14 protein-coding genes and 2 pseudogenes are annotated in these 14122 nt (G+C 61.6%); 9 read left to right on the forward strand and 7 right to left on the reverse strand.

Annotated features, from left to right (window positions below; translation table 11 throughout):
• Window positions 1-37: 37 nt before the first annotated feature.
• The gene (locus FAZ69_RS34230) at window positions 38-166 is read right to left on the reverse strand and encodes a hypothetical protein (RefSeq protein ID WP_255451537.1); all 129 of its coding nucleotides are present in this window, start codon (window positions 164-166) and stop codon (window positions 38-40) included.
• 396 nt (window positions 167-562) lie between these two features.
• Here FAZ69_RS34230 and FAZ69_RS16680 point away from each other — a divergent pair, with 396 nt between their 5' ends.
• Both FAZ69_RS16680 and FAZ69_RS16685 read left to right on the forward strand, forming a co-directional pair.
• On the forward strand, window positions 563-1018 hold the full coding sequence (locus FAZ69_RS16680; RefSeq protein WP_136896164.1) for a four-helix bundle copper-binding protein: 456 nt from the start codon (window positions 563-565) through the stop codon (window positions 1016-1018).
• Between the two features lie 294 nt (window positions 1019-1312).
• Window positions 1313-1705, forward strand: a complete 393-nt coding sequence (locus tag FAZ69_RS16685; protein WP_136896165.1) for a DUF2946 domain-containing protein — start codon at window positions 1313-1315, stop codon at window positions 1703-1705.
• Here FAZ69_RS16685 and FAZ69_RS33300 read toward each other — a convergent pair.
• A complete protein-coding gene (locus FAZ69_RS33300; protein WP_169708671.1) occupies window positions 1675-1833 on the reverse strand; it encodes a hypothetical protein in 159 nt (52 codons plus the stop codon). The genes FAZ69_RS16685 and FAZ69_RS33300 overlap by 31 nt on opposite strands.
• Before the next feature lie 26 nt (window positions 1834-1859).
• Here FAZ69_RS33300 and FAZ69_RS16690 point away from each other — a divergent pair, with 26 nt between their 5' ends.
• Complete coding sequence (locus tag FAZ69_RS16690; RefSeq protein WP_240702272.1) at window positions 1860-2759, forward strand: hypothetical protein; 900 nt, start codon at window positions 1860-1862, stop codon at window positions 2757-2759.
• An 18-nt stretch (window positions 2760-2777) separates the two neighbouring features.
• Window positions 2778-3143 carry a copper resistance CopC family protein gene (locus FAZ69_RS16695; RefSeq protein WP_136896166.1) on the forward strand — a complete coding sequence of 122 codons (366 nt, stop codon included), beginning with the start codon at window positions 2778-2780 and terminating at the stop codon, window positions 3141-3143.
• 142 nt (window positions 3144-3285) lie between these two features.
• Here FAZ69_RS16695 and FAZ69_RS16700 read toward each other — a convergent pair whose 3' ends face one another.
• The 3 genes from FAZ69_RS16700 to FAZ69_RS16710 are packed head-to-tail and all read right to left on the reverse strand — an operon-like array spanning window position 3286 to window position 4617.
• Window positions 3286-3720 (reverse strand): GNAT family N-acetyltransferase, encoded by a 435-nt coding sequence (locus FAZ69_RS16700; protein WP_240702273.1) that lies wholly within the window; start codon window positions 3718-3720, stop codon window positions 3286-3288.
• Window positions 3721-3725: 5 nt separating this feature from the next.
• Window positions 3726-4136 (reverse strand): HrpB1 family type III secretion system apparatus protein, encoded by a 411-nt coding sequence (locus FAZ69_RS16705; protein ID WP_136896168.1) that lies wholly within the window; start codon window positions 4134-4136, stop codon window positions 3726-3728.
• Window positions 4137-4173: 37 nt separating this feature from the next.
• On the reverse strand, window positions 4174-4617 hold the full coding sequence (locus FAZ69_RS16710; protein ID WP_136896169.1) for a hypothetical protein: 444 nt from the start codon (window positions 4615-4617) through the stop codon (window positions 4174-4176).
• A 611-nt stretch (window positions 4618-5228) separates the two neighbouring features.
• Here FAZ69_RS16710 and FAZ69_RS34460 point away from each other — a divergent pair.
• Window positions 5229-5588, forward strand: a pseudogene (locus tag FAZ69_RS34460) (hypothetical protein); the annotation flags it as partial.
• 15 nt (window positions 5589-5603) lie between these two features.
• Window positions 5604-9152: an AIDA repeat-containing protein gene (locus FAZ69_RS16715; protein ID WP_240702274.1), complete on the forward strand. Its 3549-nt coding sequence runs from the start codon at window positions 5604-5606 to the stop codon at window positions 9150-9152.
• A gap of 86 nt (window positions 9153-9238) precedes the next feature.
• On the opposite strand, the pseudogene FAZ69_RS33960 reads toward FAZ69_RS16715, so the two are convergent.
• A pseudogene (locus FAZ69_RS33960) lies at window positions 9239-9442 on the reverse strand (IS6 family transposase); the annotation flags it as partial.
• Window positions 9443-9602: 160 nt separating this feature from the next.
• Between FAZ69_RS33960 and FAZ69_RS16725 the strand changes: the two are divergent.
• Together FAZ69_RS16725 and FAZ69_RS16730 are read left to right on the forward strand one after the other, a co-directional pair.
• Entirely contained in the window at window positions 9603-11045 is a 1443-nt protein-coding gene (locus tag FAZ69_RS16725) for an ATP-binding protein (RefSeq protein WP_136896172.1), read from the forward strand.
• Complete coding sequence (locus tag FAZ69_RS16730) at window positions 11045-11992, forward strand: HNH endonuclease (RefSeq protein WP_136896173.1); 948 nt, start codon at window positions 11045-11047, stop codon at window positions 11990-11992. The genes FAZ69_RS16725 and FAZ69_RS16730 overlap by 1 nt, the downstream gene beginning before the upstream one ends.
• 76 nt (window positions 11993-12068) lie before the next feature.
• On the opposite strand, the gene FAZ69_RS16735 is transcribed toward FAZ69_RS16730, so the two are convergent.
• Window positions 12069-12704: a helix-turn-helix domain-containing protein gene (locus FAZ69_RS16735; RefSeq protein WP_136896343.1), complete on the reverse strand. Its 636-nt coding sequence runs from the start codon at window positions 12702-12704 to the stop codon at window positions 12069-12071.
• Between the two features lie 101 nt (window positions 12705-12805).
• Between FAZ69_RS16735 and FAZ69_RS16740 the strand changes: the two genes are divergently transcribed.
• Window positions 12806-14095 carry an MFS transporter gene (locus FAZ69_RS16740; protein ID WP_136896174.1) on the forward strand — a complete coding sequence of 430 codons (1290 nt, stop codon included), beginning with the start codon at window positions 12806-12808 and terminating at the stop codon, window positions 14093-14095.
• The last annotated feature ends 27 nt before the right edge of the window (window positions 14096-14122 follow it).

Here is a 14122-nt window from a genome sequence, read left to right on the forward strand (position 1 = left end):
GAAGGCGTTGAGAGGATCGCCACACACGTCGTTCGAACTACTGGATCAGACTAGCCAGCGGCTTGAGCGGGCCGACCGGCGTCAGTTCGAACGTCATTAAGCCGCCTTCGGTCAGCGGAAGCTTGTCCACTGCCGCTTTGGCCTCATCGACAGAGCCGACGCTCATGAGAAAAACCACGCCGGGGCGGTCGTGGCGAGCCCTCGCTCACTGCAACGCCGATGTCAGGAGGTGCTCGGCAAATCGCCGCTTGCCTACTGCCAGGATCTTCGTGCCGAGCTTCGCTGACGGTGCGTAAAGTGCGAAGGGCGTCTCCATCAATCTCGACCTTCACGTCGAACTGCTGCTCTGGCTGACGGTTGTCTTTCGACTTGATGCTTCCGCGCGCGGAGCGTCTGCACATCCATGCTTTGACGCGCCAGGCATGAACAACACACCTGAGTGATCCGTCAGTGTTCCATTGATGTTAGGATTTGGCCGTTCCAGCCTCTGTCCCCGGTGGCTGCGAATGCGGGCCTTTGGACGTGTTGTCGTTTGCGGTGAATTTTCTCTGGAGATTCTCACATGGACAGACGTGACGCACTATTCGGTACAGGGCTGCTGGCGCTTTCCGCACTGGCAACGATCGAACGAGTTTCGGCCCAGGAAACCGCTCCGGCGGAAACCTCTCACATGCATCATGGCGGTCACTATCAGGCGCTTGCCGATTCGGCGGGCGTGTGCGTATCGAAGGGACAAGCCTGCGTGAGTCACTGCATCCATCTCCTGGGTAGCGGGAACCAGGACATGGCTGCCTGCGCAACCAGCGTGTCGCAAATGCTTTCTCTTTGCACCGCGGTCCAACAGCTTGCCAACCAGAACTCGCCCCATGTTCCGGCGCTTGCCAGGATCGCACTGGATGCATGCAGCGATTGCGCGTCGGAGTGTTCCAAGCATGCCGACCAGCACGAGCCGTGCAAGGCGTGCATGGAATCATGCCGCGCGTGCGCGAAAGAGTGCCGGGCGGCGATGGGAACCTAATAGCGCCAACGTATTCGCCCCGTTACCGCCGGAACACTCCTGCGGGGCCGGGCGAGAGACTGCGCACATAGTCAGGTTCGGCGAGCGGCGTCTCGCCACATTCGGCTCACGAGTAACGTCAAATTGCCGCTATACGATGGGGGAACCTTACGATAGGCGACAGATTGGGTACGCTCGGCCACCTAATCATTGCGCTGCTTGTTGCAAACTGGGCGCGCTCGGCCTGCCGCCAATGACGAGCGGCGACGGGTCGACCGTTCCCCTGCCAACTTTTTAACGTCGCGCCGATTCGCCATGCTCAACCGCCACCGTCGGAAGATCGGTGCCTGGCTCGGGATGCTTGCCATCCTGATGAGCGTGGTCGCGCCGACGGTATCCCAGGTGCTGCGCGGCGCGTATGGCGGCGTCGAGCAGCACGCGCATCATCTACATCACCATCACCCGGCCGTCGAAGTCGCATTGGATGCCCACGCCGGGCACCATCACGGCTCCGATTCGTCGTTGCTATGCGACGCGTGCCCGTATTGCGGACTGATCGCGCACTCGCCAGCCTTGCCCAGCGTGGTCGTCGCATCGAGCGTCGCGCCGCTGCGTCCCTCCTTTCCTCCTCCCCTCGTCGCCGCTGCGTTCCGCCCGTACACGGTGCTGACGCTGGCTCAGCCGCGCGCTCCCCCTGCCTGGTCCTGATCTTCGTAGACGTTTTCAGCCAATACGGCGATGTCGGTGAACGGCGTCGCCGCGTCGGCGCGCGCCTGCCGTGCGCTCCCTGCCAGGACTTCCTCGTCCTCGACAGGCGGAGGCCTGTGCTGGCGCATCACCACAATTTGCTTAGGACCTGAACATGCGAACCACTCTCAAACGGGGCGCCGCCGCGCTATGCGCGCTTGCGCCGTGCCTCTTTTCAGTCAATGCGTCGGCCCATGCGGTGGTCGGCGACCGCGTCTTTCCGGCCACGATGGCCGTCGACGATCCCGGCGTCGGCGATGAATTCAACCTGCAGTACAGCCACATCAAATTGCCGGACAGCAACGGCAACGACATGAACGTCAACACCGTCTCGTACGAGTGGGACAAGCTGATCACGAAGAATCTCGCGTTCAGCATCGCGAGCAACTACACGAGCCAGAACTCGCCGGACGGCAGCGCGAAGGGCTGGGACAATTTCACGCTCGGCGCGAAATATCTCGTCTATGCGAACGCTCGGCATGAATTCATGGCATCGGTCGGGCTCCTCGCGACGCTCGGCGGCACCGGCTCGAAAGCAATCGCGAATTCGTTTTCGACGTTTACGCCGACCGTCTATTTCGGCAAGGGCTTCGGCGATTTGCCCGCGTCGCTCGGCTACCTGCGGCCGTTCGCCATCACGGGCACGATCGGCCCGAACCTGACGACCGCGTCGTCGGACCAGGGACCGAACTCGCTTGGCTGGGGCGTGACGCTGCAGTACAGCATTCCGTACCTGCAGCAACAAGTGAAGGATCTCGGGCTGCCGCAGCCGTTCGCGAACCTGATTCCCGTCGTCGAGTTTCCGATGAGCACCTGCACGGCCGGCGCGTGCTCAGGCCAGACCACGGGCACGATCAACCCCGGCGTGATCTGGATGAATCGCTACGGGCAGTTCGGCGTCGAAGCGCAGATTCCCGTCAACACCAGGACCGGCACGCACACAGGTGTCTTGGTGCAAGCCCATATCTACTTCGACGACATCTTCCCGAACTCGATCGGCAAGCCGCTGTTCTGACCCAAGAGGAGTCTTTCCATGAAACTGCACACGACCGCACGCGCCGCCGTTGCCGCGCTCTTCATCGCCGGTAGTCAGCTCGCGCACGCGCACGCCTATCCGACTCATCAGGCGCCGGGGGCCGGCTCGACCGTCCCTGCCTCGCAGAAGGATGTCGCGATCGACTTCGACGACGGGCTCGAGCCCGCGTTCAGCTCGATCACCGTCACCGACGCGCAGGGCAACGCTGTCACCAGCGGCAAGACGGTTGTCGACCCGTCGAACAAGAAGCGCATGTCGGTGGCGCTCAATCCGCTAACTCCGGGCGTCCACACGGTCTCGTGGGTCGCCGTTGCCGCGGACGGGCATCGCACGCAGGGGCACTACACCTTTACGGTGAAGTGACCGTGGGGCCGCTCGTCGCCGCGCGGATAGTCGTGGCAGCCGTGCGGGATATGCTGTTCGCGGCGGCGGCCCCACTTCTCGTCGTTCTGATCACTGGCTTCCACAACGTGATGCAGGACACCGCGCGCAACCTTTGCGCTGCTCAATCCGACTTCGCGTTCAAGTCAACGCGCGCGGCCCTGCGACCACCGCCAGGTGTCATGAGGTAGACCACCTCGTCTCCCTCGGCCCTGACACGCTGCCAGCCACAACGCTCGACAAAGGCCAAGCCTTTGCTGTTCTCTGCTTCCAGGTGGACGAATATTTCCTGTTTGAAACTGAACAACCAAGCTAGTAACGGCCTGAGCAGGTGTGCCCAACGTCCGTGATGCGACGGCAGGATAGCTATGTGGGCCGACTCCCCATCAAAAATCACGCCACCGATGGGTTGACCGTCACATTCGAGGCCGACGGAAGGGCAATCGGCATATATCGATTTGAACACCTCTCGGGTGACGACACGCCGCACTGACTCGTCGAATCGGGCGCTGTCGATTTCGTAGTAGAGGTCGAGATCGACTCGGTCCGTCAGGCGCATTATCTTTAGGCCAGGGCGCCGGACATACCGGACATCGCTAAGTCCGGTTGCCTATTGAGCAGTAATGCCATCGACTCGCGAACGTGAGGACGCGGATCATTTTCTGCGAGCTCGGTCGCGAGGCCCTCCCAAAACGGGTCTCCCAGAAAATACATGCACATTACCCGCAGGTCTGGGCAATGCTGCTCGTCCAGTTCGTTGAGGTAGTGCAGAGCGTCTATCGCTTGCCCGCGCTGGATATAGAGGAGAACCCGAAACACCAGTATGTCCGGGTGATCTGGCGACAATCCTGTCAGTTCAATGAGGTTATCGATCTGAGCGTGTGCTTGATCGAGATTGTCATCACCTAGAGCGTGAAGGATCGATGATATTGCTTCGATCCTTTGCTCACGCATCATGTCTTCGGGTTCGTTCATGGTGAACTCCAACCTGCTTGGCTTGAGATGGCAGTGCTTAGGATTGCTGGTCAGTCAATCCCAAGGACGAGCCGACTTGGTCTTTGACGCCGTCCTTGATCAGGTTCTTTCCTACCGTTGTAGCGACCGATAGGGCCATGTCTCCCTCGCCTAGGCCGGGAATAGCCAGTGCAGCGACCTGCCCGACCCCGAGCGCGCCCTTGCCTATCTCCGAGAGATTGCCGTGAACGATGCCGTCGGCCATCTTTTCAGCGCCGGTGAGGCCATTCTTGACCGTCGAGGCGGCGCCTTCGAACACACCGGACGCGAGTCTGCTGGCGGCGCCGTGTGTCATTGAATTCAGTGCGGCTCCCAGCGGCGTCACGCCGACGGCCGCGCCCGCCACGCCGCCCGCGGCTTCGCCGAGACCGGAGATGGATCCTTTCCAGCCCTGATCGAAATTATGGGCGCCCTCCTTGATCAATTTCGGATTGGCGGTCAAACACCGCCGACCGTTTTCGCGGCACCTTCGATTTCATGTCCTATACCTTCGGCGACGTGTTTGATCCCGTCACCAATCTTTTCAAAGGCATGCTTGACTGCGCTCATTTTCAGCTCCTTGACCGTGTTTATATTGATGCCGCGTGTCTGCCGTCATGGCATTTGTCTACAACCCCATTGCTTTGTCTCGCACTGCGCTCAGGTGACATGCTGCCGGAAGCAGAGAGTGACTTCCGAAGCGACGCGAACCGCCGTACAAGAATGCGTAGCAGAGGTGTCCGCGCAAATTCGGGCAGTTGGATAGGTGGAGCGTCCGCTGAATTCGTCCGCCGGTGCGAGTCCCGGGCCGATTCGGCCGGTCATGAAGAGCCGGGGATTTCCAATTCGGAACAGCCCTGATTCCGGGGCCGCCTCAGGAAAGCCCGCAATCAGTTGCATCGATAAGTATTCAAGTTGGCTGCAAGCCAGCCGATATACAGAAAGATTAGGAAAGATGCAGAAAGAAAAACACGCTTGCTCAAGGCCTGCTGTTTAGGCCGCGTCACTCACCCGACCGGCGACGAAACGACAAGCGTTCGTTTGCTTGACGAACCGCGCCGCGTCAACCTTGCCATGAAACCGCTCGCCTGCCGCCGTAAATTCGGAGTCAGTTCGTTCGGCCGAGATAGTAGAGTCCCGTCTCAACTTCTGAGGCGCCTACTCAGCGGCTTTTTGATCGTTGCCTTCGCATCAATTGTGCAGCCTTCGTACTCGCAAACGATTGCGAGCGGTCAGACGATATCGAACCAGATTGCGAGCAGCGGAACGACATTCGATGTCTTCGGTACGGCCATTGGCACCACGGTTACCTCAGGCGGCTTTCAGCGAATCGAGGGGAGCGGCGTTGCCAGCGGCACAATCGTGCTGTCGGGCGGCACTGAGGACGTTTTAGCTGGCGGAACGGCGAATTCCAGCACTGTCAGCGGCGGCACGCAGCACGTAGCGGGCATGGTGAGCGCAGGAACCGTGCTGGGCAGCGGCAGCACGTTTGGGCAGCAGGAAATCCAATCGGGCGGCATCGCATTCAACACGACGGTCGGGAGCGGCGGTGTTCAGACCGTCGATGCGGATGCGTCCGTTTCCAGTACGACGCTTATCAGCGGTGGGCTGCAAAACATCAATAGCGGCGGCACCGCATACGACGCGATCGTCAGCGCCGGCAGCCAGCAGTCGGTCAATTCAGGCGGTGTGGCCAGTGGAGCGATCGTCAGCAGCGGCGGCGTCCAAGCCGTGTTTTCCGGCGGCATTGCGAGCGGCACGACGGTTTCCAGCGGTGGCCTGCAGAACGTCAACGGCGGCGGCACGGTCTATGCCACGACAATCGTCGGCACCGGCAACCAGCAATCAGTCAATTCAGGCGGTGTTGCCAGCGGAACGATCGTCAGCAGCGGCAGTGTCCAGGCCGTGTTTTCCGGTGGCATCGCGAGCGGCACGACCGTTTCCAGCGGTGGCCTGCAGAACGTCAACAGCGGCGGCACGGTCTATGCCACAACAGTCGTCGGTGGGGGCGGCGCGCAGCAGTCGGTCAACTCAGGCGGTGTTGCCAGTGGAACGATCGTCAGCAGCGGCGGCGTCCAGGCCGTGTTTTCCGGCGGCATCGCGAGCGTTACGACGGTTACCGGCGGCGGTCTGCAGAACGTCAACAGCGGCGGCGCAGCCTACGGCGCGACGATCGTCGGCGGGAACGGCGCCGACAGCCAGCAATCGATCAATCCCGGTGGCATTGCCAGTGGGACGACAGTCAGCAGCGGCGGCATCCAGGTCGTGTTCTCCGGCGCCAGCGCCAGCGGGACGACCGTAGCGGGCGGCTTCCAGAACGTTTCCGGCGGCATTGCATTCAACACAACGGTGACGGGCGACAGCAACGGCAATCTGGGCCAGCTTGCCGTCAACAGCGGTGTCGCCAGCGGTACGACGGTCGGCAGCGGCGGCGTCGAGACGGTGTTCGCCGCCGGCTCGGCATTGTCCACGATCGTTTCTTCGGGAGGCCTGCAGAACATTTCGGGCGGCACCGCGCTCGGCGCCACAGTGATGAATGGCGGTACGCAGGCGGTGCTGTCAGGCGGCATGGCCAGCGGAACGACTGTGAGCAGCGGGGGTATCCAGACGGTAGCGTCCGGAGGCACGGCAAACGCTACGCAGGTGGGTAGCGGCGGCACGCAAGCCATATCGGCGGGCGGCACTGCCAATGCCACGACCGTCGACGGCGGCGGGGTGCAACAGGTTCTCTCGGGCGCAACGGCCAACGGCACGCAGATCAGCAGCGGCGGCATCCAGACGGTCGCTTCCGGCGGCACGGCGGACGGGACGCAGGTCGCCAGCGGCGGCATCCAGACCGTATCCTCGGGCGCGACGGTCGCCGGCACCCAGGTCGCCAGCGGCGCCAGCCAATCGGTTTATGCGGGCGGCAATGCGAACTCCACCGTCGTGTTCGCCGGCGGGATGCAGTACGTGGAATCAAACGCGGTGGTGAGCGGCGTCGTATTGAGCGGCGGCAGCCAGACTGTGCTGCAGAACGGCGTTGCTTCCGCCACCAGCGTGAATGGGGGTGGCACGCAGGCAATCAACTCGGGCGCCACCGCGGTCGGAACGCTGGTCGGCAGCGGCAGCATACAGACGGTGCTCACGGGGGGCACGGCAAATGCGGCGACGCTGTCGGCCGGTGCGACCCAGAACGTGCTCGGCGTCGCCAGCGGGACGATCGTCAATAGCGGCGCCACGCAGCTGATCGGAGCGGGCGGCGTCGCGAGCGCGACGACTGTCGGCGCTTCCGGCCAACTCTTCGTGTCGAGTGGCGGCGTAGCGATCAACGTCGCGGTCAATGCGAACGGCGCCGCGCAAATTGCCGGCACGGCGAGCACGCTGACGATCGCATCGAATGGCGCAGCGCGCGTCGGCACCGGCGGCACGACCGGCACGCTTGCCGGCAACGTCCTGAACAACGGCTCGCTGACGTTCGACCGCTCCGACAATGTCACCTACGCGGGCACGATCTCCGGGAGCGGCGCGCTGACCCAGGCCGGCGCGGGAACGCTGACGCTGACCGGCAACAGCAGCGCGTTCAGCGGCACGACGCACGTGTCCGCGGGCACGCTCGAAGTCGGCGACATCAGCAACTCGCAGGCGGTTCTGGGCGGCGACGTCGCCGTGGACCTGAGCGGCACGCTGCGCGGTCACGGCACGGTGTCGGGAAACGTGAGCAACAGCGGGACGGTGGCGCCGGGCGGGACGATCGGCACGCTGACCGTGAACGGGAACTACGTGCAAGCGAGTGCCGCGAGGCTTTCGATCGAAGTGAGTCCGGCGGCGGCCTCGCAACTGAAGATGAACGGCAGCGCGGCGCTGAACGGCGTGCTGGCGATTACCTACGACCCCGGCACGTACACGGCAAAGTCGTACACGCTGGTGTCGGCCGTGCGCGGGGTGAGCGGCACGTTCAGCGGCATCACGAGCACCGGAACCACGAACCTCGGCGCGTTGACGGCTTCGATTGTCTACGGTGCCAACACAGTCGGTCTCGTGCTCGCCGACGCGGCGGCGTCCACTTCCTCGACTGTCGTCGCACCGACCGGCACCGGCATCTACACGGCGGTAGGCACCACCGCCGTGCTCGGCGCGCAGGCGCTGGGCGCGGCGCTGCTCGAGCGCATGGGCCGGCTGTCGCCGATGGCCACGGCGGCGACCCCGGCCGGCTGGGCGATCGCCGACGGCAGCCACACGGTGATCGGCGGCTCGAACGGCGCGGAGGGTTTTCAGGCTGCGCGCTACCGATTCCTTGCGGGCGTGGAGCAGAAGGTCGGCGACTATACGCTGGGCATCGCCGGCGGCTACGATCATGCGGACATCGACGAACAGGAAACGGGCAGTTCGGGGACGGCGGATACGCTGCGCGCAGCGCTCTATGGCGCACGCGGCATCGGCCCGGTGAATCTTGCGGCGACTATCGGTGCAGGCCTCGATTTCCTGTCGCAGAAACGTCCGTTCGGCGCGGCGGCCGCGGCGCGAGGCGACCACATGGGACAGGAGTTCAACATCGGCGGCCAGGCCAGTTTGCCGCTCGAGCTCGGCAGCGTGACGATCACGCCGCGCATAGGACTGCGCTATGCCTACTTCCATGGGAACGCGTTCGGCGAAAGCGGCGCGGGCGGACAGGACCTGAACGTCGGAGGGGACCATGTGGGCAGCCTGCAGCCTTACGCGGAAGTGACATTCGAGCGCGCGTTCGGCGATGCGCTGAAGCCTGTGAACGTGGAGTTGAGGCTGGGCTATGCGCACGAACTGCTTGCCGCCAACCGGGCGGTCGGCGCGGTGTCGCAGGACGGCACGCCGTTCACGGCTTCCGGCGCAACGCTACCGCGCGGGTATTTGACAGCGGGCGCAAGCGTGACGATGCACCCGAAGAAGAACATTGATGTTTCGCTTGGCTATGACGTGCTCGTCAATACGACGCATGTGTCGGCCGAGGACGGCAGTCTGCGGGTGAGCTATCGGTTTTGAGGTGCGGCAGAAGCGCTGGCGGACGGCGCCGTGGGGCTGTCACGTTAGCGGGAAAACGCAACGATAGGTGCAAGGTGAGCGGTCGCTCAGAAGGAGGGAGACGGATTTTGAGTGACTTCGGTGAGACGCCGCCGCGCAGCAAATAGTGCGTCAAGTTGTTGGCGATAGAGTAAAGCGTGTAGCCGATGTTGCTTGATAGCGAAGTGTTGTCGGATCGGACCAAAGCTCGGCAGGAACGCCTGCATGCGCTCAGGAAGGCGGAAGGCGCGCATCCGGCGTTCTAGGCGCCTATCGGCAATGAGCGAGCTCTTCAAGAATATGCCGTAGATGTACGCAGCGAACACTACCCAGGGCTTGGGAAGAACAAGGAGCGGCAGATATGCCATCATGCGGCTCTTATGCACCAGATCTTGATTGAAAAACTTTGACTAGAGCCAGACGTTTGACGCAATGCCGATCATCCGAGAACTCCAATTCACGAGCGGGCCGTTCGAGAGCCCGCTCTTTATAAGCAACCCTCCAGAAGGGCATTCCGGGACCTGGACGAGCGTATTTATCGGTGTCAACGGAAGTGGTAAGAGCTTGCTGCTCCGGGGGCTCGTGGAATTCGCTCTTGGCGAAGACAAGATTCTATATAAGGGGCGTGCCCCTCTAATTTTACAAGGTTCCGTGAGTGGGTTCTCGAAGGTAATTGCGCTATCAGGTACCCCGCTGGATAGGTTTCCTCGCGGTGGTGTTCCGGGGTTCGCACGCAAAAAGCCTACGCGTTATGATTTGGCACCTTATGTCTACCTGGGTCAACGTTCTCCCAATGGCGTGGTCGGTGCGGGGCAGAGTGAGAGAATTCTTGCGGCGCTAATGCTAAGGCATGCAAGGGAGTTAAATGACCGAAGTGAGCAGCTTGGTGCCGCATTTGATCGACTAGGATTAGCGCAATGCGTCGGATATCGACTTATTCGTCCAGCAACGCTGAATGTGAGAGGTCTCAGGAATCACCCAATCTCGGAGTCGGCGCTTACGAAAAAGCTGGAGCAACTTCGGGCTGCACTCCCGGAGTTGCCCTACAGTCCTCTGCCCTTTGAGGGTGAAGAACAAGAGGTAAGAGCATTTGTCGAGTGGGCTTCAGGAGATGGCCTGCCTAAGCTATGTAAGGCGCTAAGCGAGATAAGCGAGAGGCACATTGCTTTTTCACTCGCGCCTGACAAGCACAATCCGAAAGCACTTTCCACGATCACAGAATGGCGCTGTGTGCTTGCGCTCGGGTTAGCCGAATTGTCGGGGATAAGCTTTCAGTCCGACGATGATACATGGATCGCCGGGGGCGATCTAAGTTCAGGCCAATGGAACTGGCTTACGAGTGTTGCCGGGGTTGCACTTGAGGCAGAGGATAATAGCCTGATACTCGTTGATGAGCCTGAGAACAGTCTGCACCCTGAGTGGCAACGCGAATTTATTCAATCGCTTGGAGCTGCCTTGAAGGGGAGGCGTTCCTGTCATATTGTGCTTGCCACACATTCTCCCTTGATTGCGTCGGGAATTGGTGAAATGGAGGGAAGTGTCGCACTAATGTCGAGGAGGGACCAAAGCTCCGAGCGTGGCGCGATAATGTTTGCTAAACAAGTTCAGCAGACATTCGGCTGGAGTGCGTCTGATGTCTATGAATTCTACTTTGGGCTTCTGTCAACGAGGGCGCCAGGCTTTTCGGCCCGAGCTGACCAAGCTTTGGGCTTGGTTCGAGAGGGGATCGCAGGCAACGCGCAGCAACTGGAGGCATTGGTCCGGGTTCTGAAGGCGGATGTTGCAACCTTCCCACCGCATGACCCTATGCGCAGTGTCGTCGATGCCATCGAGGACGTGCTTCCAGGGAGATCTGAGACGAAGTCGGAGGACTGATGGTTGATAGAATTTTATGTGAGCAAATTCCGGAAACATCGATTCCCTACAACGTTCGCCAAGCGCTCGCGCAAATTAACGAAGAGATTTGGAACGTCTCGATTCAAGCGGTTGTCGACCTTCGCTCTCACCTCCTGCTGGCGCAAAAATATCGATGTGCGTATTGCCAAGTGACCATCGCTGGCGATCAAGGTGGACTTCGAGAGCTCGACCATGTTCTACCGAAAGAAATGTCAGGTTACTGCGACTCTCGGAAAAGTGTTAGCTGCGTATTCAAGAATCGTAGACACACCGTGGGATATTGGGACTTCGCATATGAGTGGAGAAACTTGGTTGTTACCTGCAAACAGTGCAACACTAACAAGGGGAGTTTTGATCCGTTGCTGATCAGGCCTTTCTGGAGCTCCACCTATCCGGCTAACAAGGATGAGTTTCTCTGGGTGCATCCGTACTTTCATAAGTACTCGGACCACGTTCGCATTACTCGGAAGTGGCTCTATGAGGCACGTAGTTTCGAAGGAAAAGCGCTCATTAAGGTATGTAAGCTGGACAACTCGGAAGTCCTCGCACGGAGGAAGCTAATTGGCGCTTATGCTGAACAAACAAAAACAATGCTAGCCTTCTTGAACCTCGTTTCCGCACGACATACCGAGCTAAGTCCGGGTGATTGCGCTCGAGTGCTGATGGAAAAGCACGGCTTGCAGGAGGACATGGCGACAAAATTGATCGACGTATGGTTTGCCCATGGCGCGGAGATCAGTAGCGAATCCTTCGCACGGGCTTTGGCGTTGACGCAGCAGGTGGAGGCTTCAGCAAGTGGGGCTGTCGTCAATGGTACGTCCGGCCTTGCTCGCCCACTGGCTGATCTAGTGCCGCATTCTGGCCTTCCAGTGCTGTCACACTCAGTATCGCCTCCAGCTCTTCCCGCACCTCCAAAGTCGGTTTGACGCAAACCAGTGTCGTTAGCGCCTACGGGCGTTGTGAATAACGCGTAGAGAGATTGCGCAGAACGAGGCGTTTCGCTTAAATCACATCCCCCGGCCGCTCCGCATCGCTGTCGACGCAGCACACGAGCACTTCGGCGTCCTCATCCCCGACGCTCAGATAGACATGCCCAACGGCGCTATCGAAATAGAGGCTATCGCCCGGCTTCAGCGTAAACGCGCTGCCGTTCTCAAACCGCAGTTCCAGCATGCCGGCCAGCAAAAACACAAACTCCTCTCCTCCATGCCGGATGTAATCAGGAAAATCCGCTAACGACCGAGCCCGCACATGCGCACGCATCGGCACCATCCTCTTGCCGGTCAGATCGTTGGCGAGCATCCCGTACTCATAATTCGGCGTGTCATAAATCATCTGCTTGCCGGAGGCCGTAAACGACGGCGTAGTCGGCCCCGCCGCCGCCTTCTTTTCCCTTCCAAAAATCGCATCGAAGTCGAGCCTGAGCGCATGCGCAAGCGCGGCGAACTTGTCGTAAGTCAGCGCGATATCTCCCCGCTCGGCCTTGGAGATCGTCGACACCGCGATCCCCGATTGCTCGGACAACTGCATGAGCGTGAGCCCGCGCGCCTTACGCGCATCGCGAATGCGCGCGCCGACGGTCTTGTGATCGATCTGAAGCGGTGCGCCGGGGGGAGGGGCGCTAGTCGTCTTTGCCATGACAAGCCAAATCAAAGGGCGGGTTTTATCGTATACGAGAATTATTTTTTTCTCATATATGATAACTCGCACCGATCGTCACCCATCGTGGAGTCGTCCCCATGTCAACTCTCGCATTCGATAAGGCAGGCCTCTCCAAGACGCAAGTCATCGCCGCGACGACGATCGGCACCGCGCTCGAGTTCTACGACTTCACCATCTACAGCTTCTTCGCCATCCAGATCGGGCAGCTGTTCTTCCCGGCCGCGTCGCCGGTCAACCAGTTCCTGCTGTCGATCGGCGTGTTCGGCGTCGGCTTCGTCGTGCGGCCGCTCGGCGGCATCGTGATCGGCGCCTACGCGGATCGCGCGGGGCGCAAGAAGGCGATGGTGCTGACCATCATGCTGATGGCGCTCAGCTGTGCGCTGATCGCCGGCGCGCCGACCTACGCCGTGGCCGGCATGGCGGCGCCGTTCATCGTGTTGGCCGCCCGGCTGCTGCAAGGCTTCGCCGCCGGCGGCGAGTTCGGGCCCGGCACCACGCTGCTCGTCGAATATGCGTCCGACTCCACGCGCGCCTTCTTCGCAAGCTGGAACTTCGCGGCGACGGCCCTCGGGCTCGCGCTCGGCGCGGCGGTCGCCACGCTCGTCGACGCCACGCTCTCGAAAGAAGCCGTGCTCGCCTGGGGCTGGCGCTTGCCGTTCCTGCTCGGCATCGTGGCCGCGCCGGTCGGCATGCTGATCCGGCGGCGTCTCGAAGAGACGCTGACCACGGCGTCGCCGGGCGTCGCGCGGCATCGCGGCGGCGCGCTGCGCGAAGCTCTCACCACGCATCTCAAGCTGACGGTCCTCGGCACGTTCGCCGAGCTCGGCGGCTCGGTCTCGGTCTACATCACCGCGTTCTTCCTGCCGAGCTACGCGGTGCGCGCGCTGCATCTGTCGTCGACGGCGGCGGTGGCCTCGGGCGTGGTCAGCTCGCTCGTGCTGTTCGTCGCCGCGCCCGTCGCCGGCCGTCTCGCCGATCGCTTCAGCCGCAAGCGCGTGCTCGTCGTCTCGCGTGTGATCCTGCTGGTGTCGGTCTATCCGGCGTTTGCCTTGTTGAGCGCGCAGCCGTCGATGTTCATGCTCTGCGCGGTCTCGTCGTTCCTTGCGCTGTTCGTGTCGGGGCAGATCGTGCCGGTGCTCGTGATGATCCCCGAGCTGTTCCCGAAGCACGTGCGCGCGACCGGCATCGCGCTAACCTATGTCGTGAGCGCATCGTTCTTCGGCGGCTTCTCGCCGTTCGTCGCGAGCTGGCTCGTGGCGCGCACCGGCAATCCGCTCGCGCCGGCCTGGTATGTCGCCGCAGCCTGCGCCGTGTCGCTCGTGCCGGTGATCTGGCTGCGCGACCGCACGGGCGAAGCGCTCGCGTGAACCGGACGAAACCCTTTCGACTACAGG

It is taken from the genome of Trinickia terrae (assembly GCF_005144415.1).
Classification (GTDB): Bacteria; Pseudomonadota; Gammaproteobacteria; order Burkholderiales; family Burkholderiaceae; genus Trinickia_A; species Trinickia_A terrae.

Coding starts and splice junctions, on each gene's coding strand:
- FAZ69_RS16685 (WP_136896165.1), top strand. CDS start 1,313: ATGCTCAACCGCCACCGTCGGAAGATCGGTGCCTGGCTCGGGATGCTT.
- FAZ69_RS16705 (WP_136896168.1), bottom strand. CDS start 4,136: ATGAACGAACCCGAAGACATGATGCGTGAGCAAAGGATCGAAGCAATA.
- FAZ69_RS16715 (WP_240702274.1), top strand. CDS start 5,604: ATGGTGAGCGCAGGAACCGTGCTGGGCAGCGGCAGCACGTTTGGGCAG.
- FAZ69_RS16695 (WP_136896166.1), top strand. CDS start 2,778: ATGAAACTGCACACGACCGCACGCGCCGCCGTTGCCGCGCTCTTCATC.
- FAZ69_RS16680 (WP_136896164.1), top strand. CDS start 563: ATGGACAGACGTGACGCACTATTCGGTACAGGGCTGCTGGCGCTTTCC.
- FAZ69_RS16730 (WP_136896173.1), top strand. CDS start 11,045: ATGGTTGATAGAATTTTATGTGAGCAAATTCCGGAAACATCGATTCCC.
- FAZ69_RS16700 (WP_240702273.1), bottom strand. CDS start 3,720: ATGCGCCTGACGGACCGAGTCGATCTCGACCTCTACTACGAAATCGAC.
- FAZ69_RS16740 (WP_136896174.1), top strand. CDS start 12,806: ATGTCAACTCTCGCATTCGATAAGGCAGGCCTCTCCAAGACGCAAGTC.
- FAZ69_RS16690 (WP_240702272.1), top strand. CDS start 1,860: ATGCGAACCACTCTCAAACGGGGCGCCGCCGCGCTATGCGCGCTTGCG.
- FAZ69_RS16735 (WP_136896343.1), bottom strand. CDS start 12,704: ATGGCAAAGACGACTAGCGCCCCTCCCCCCGGCGCACCGCTTCAGATC.
- FAZ69_RS34230 (WP_255451537.1), bottom strand. CDS start 166: ATGAGCGTCGGCTCTGTCGATGAGGCCAAAGCGGCAGTGGACAAGCTT.
- FAZ69_RS16725 (WP_136896172.1), top strand. CDS start 9,603: ATGCCGATCATCCGAGAACTCCAATTCACGAGCGGGCCGTTCGAGAGC.
- FAZ69_RS33300 (WP_169708671.1), bottom strand. CDS start 1,833: ATGCGCCAGCACAGGCCTCCGCCTGTCGAGGACGAGGAAGTCCTGGCA.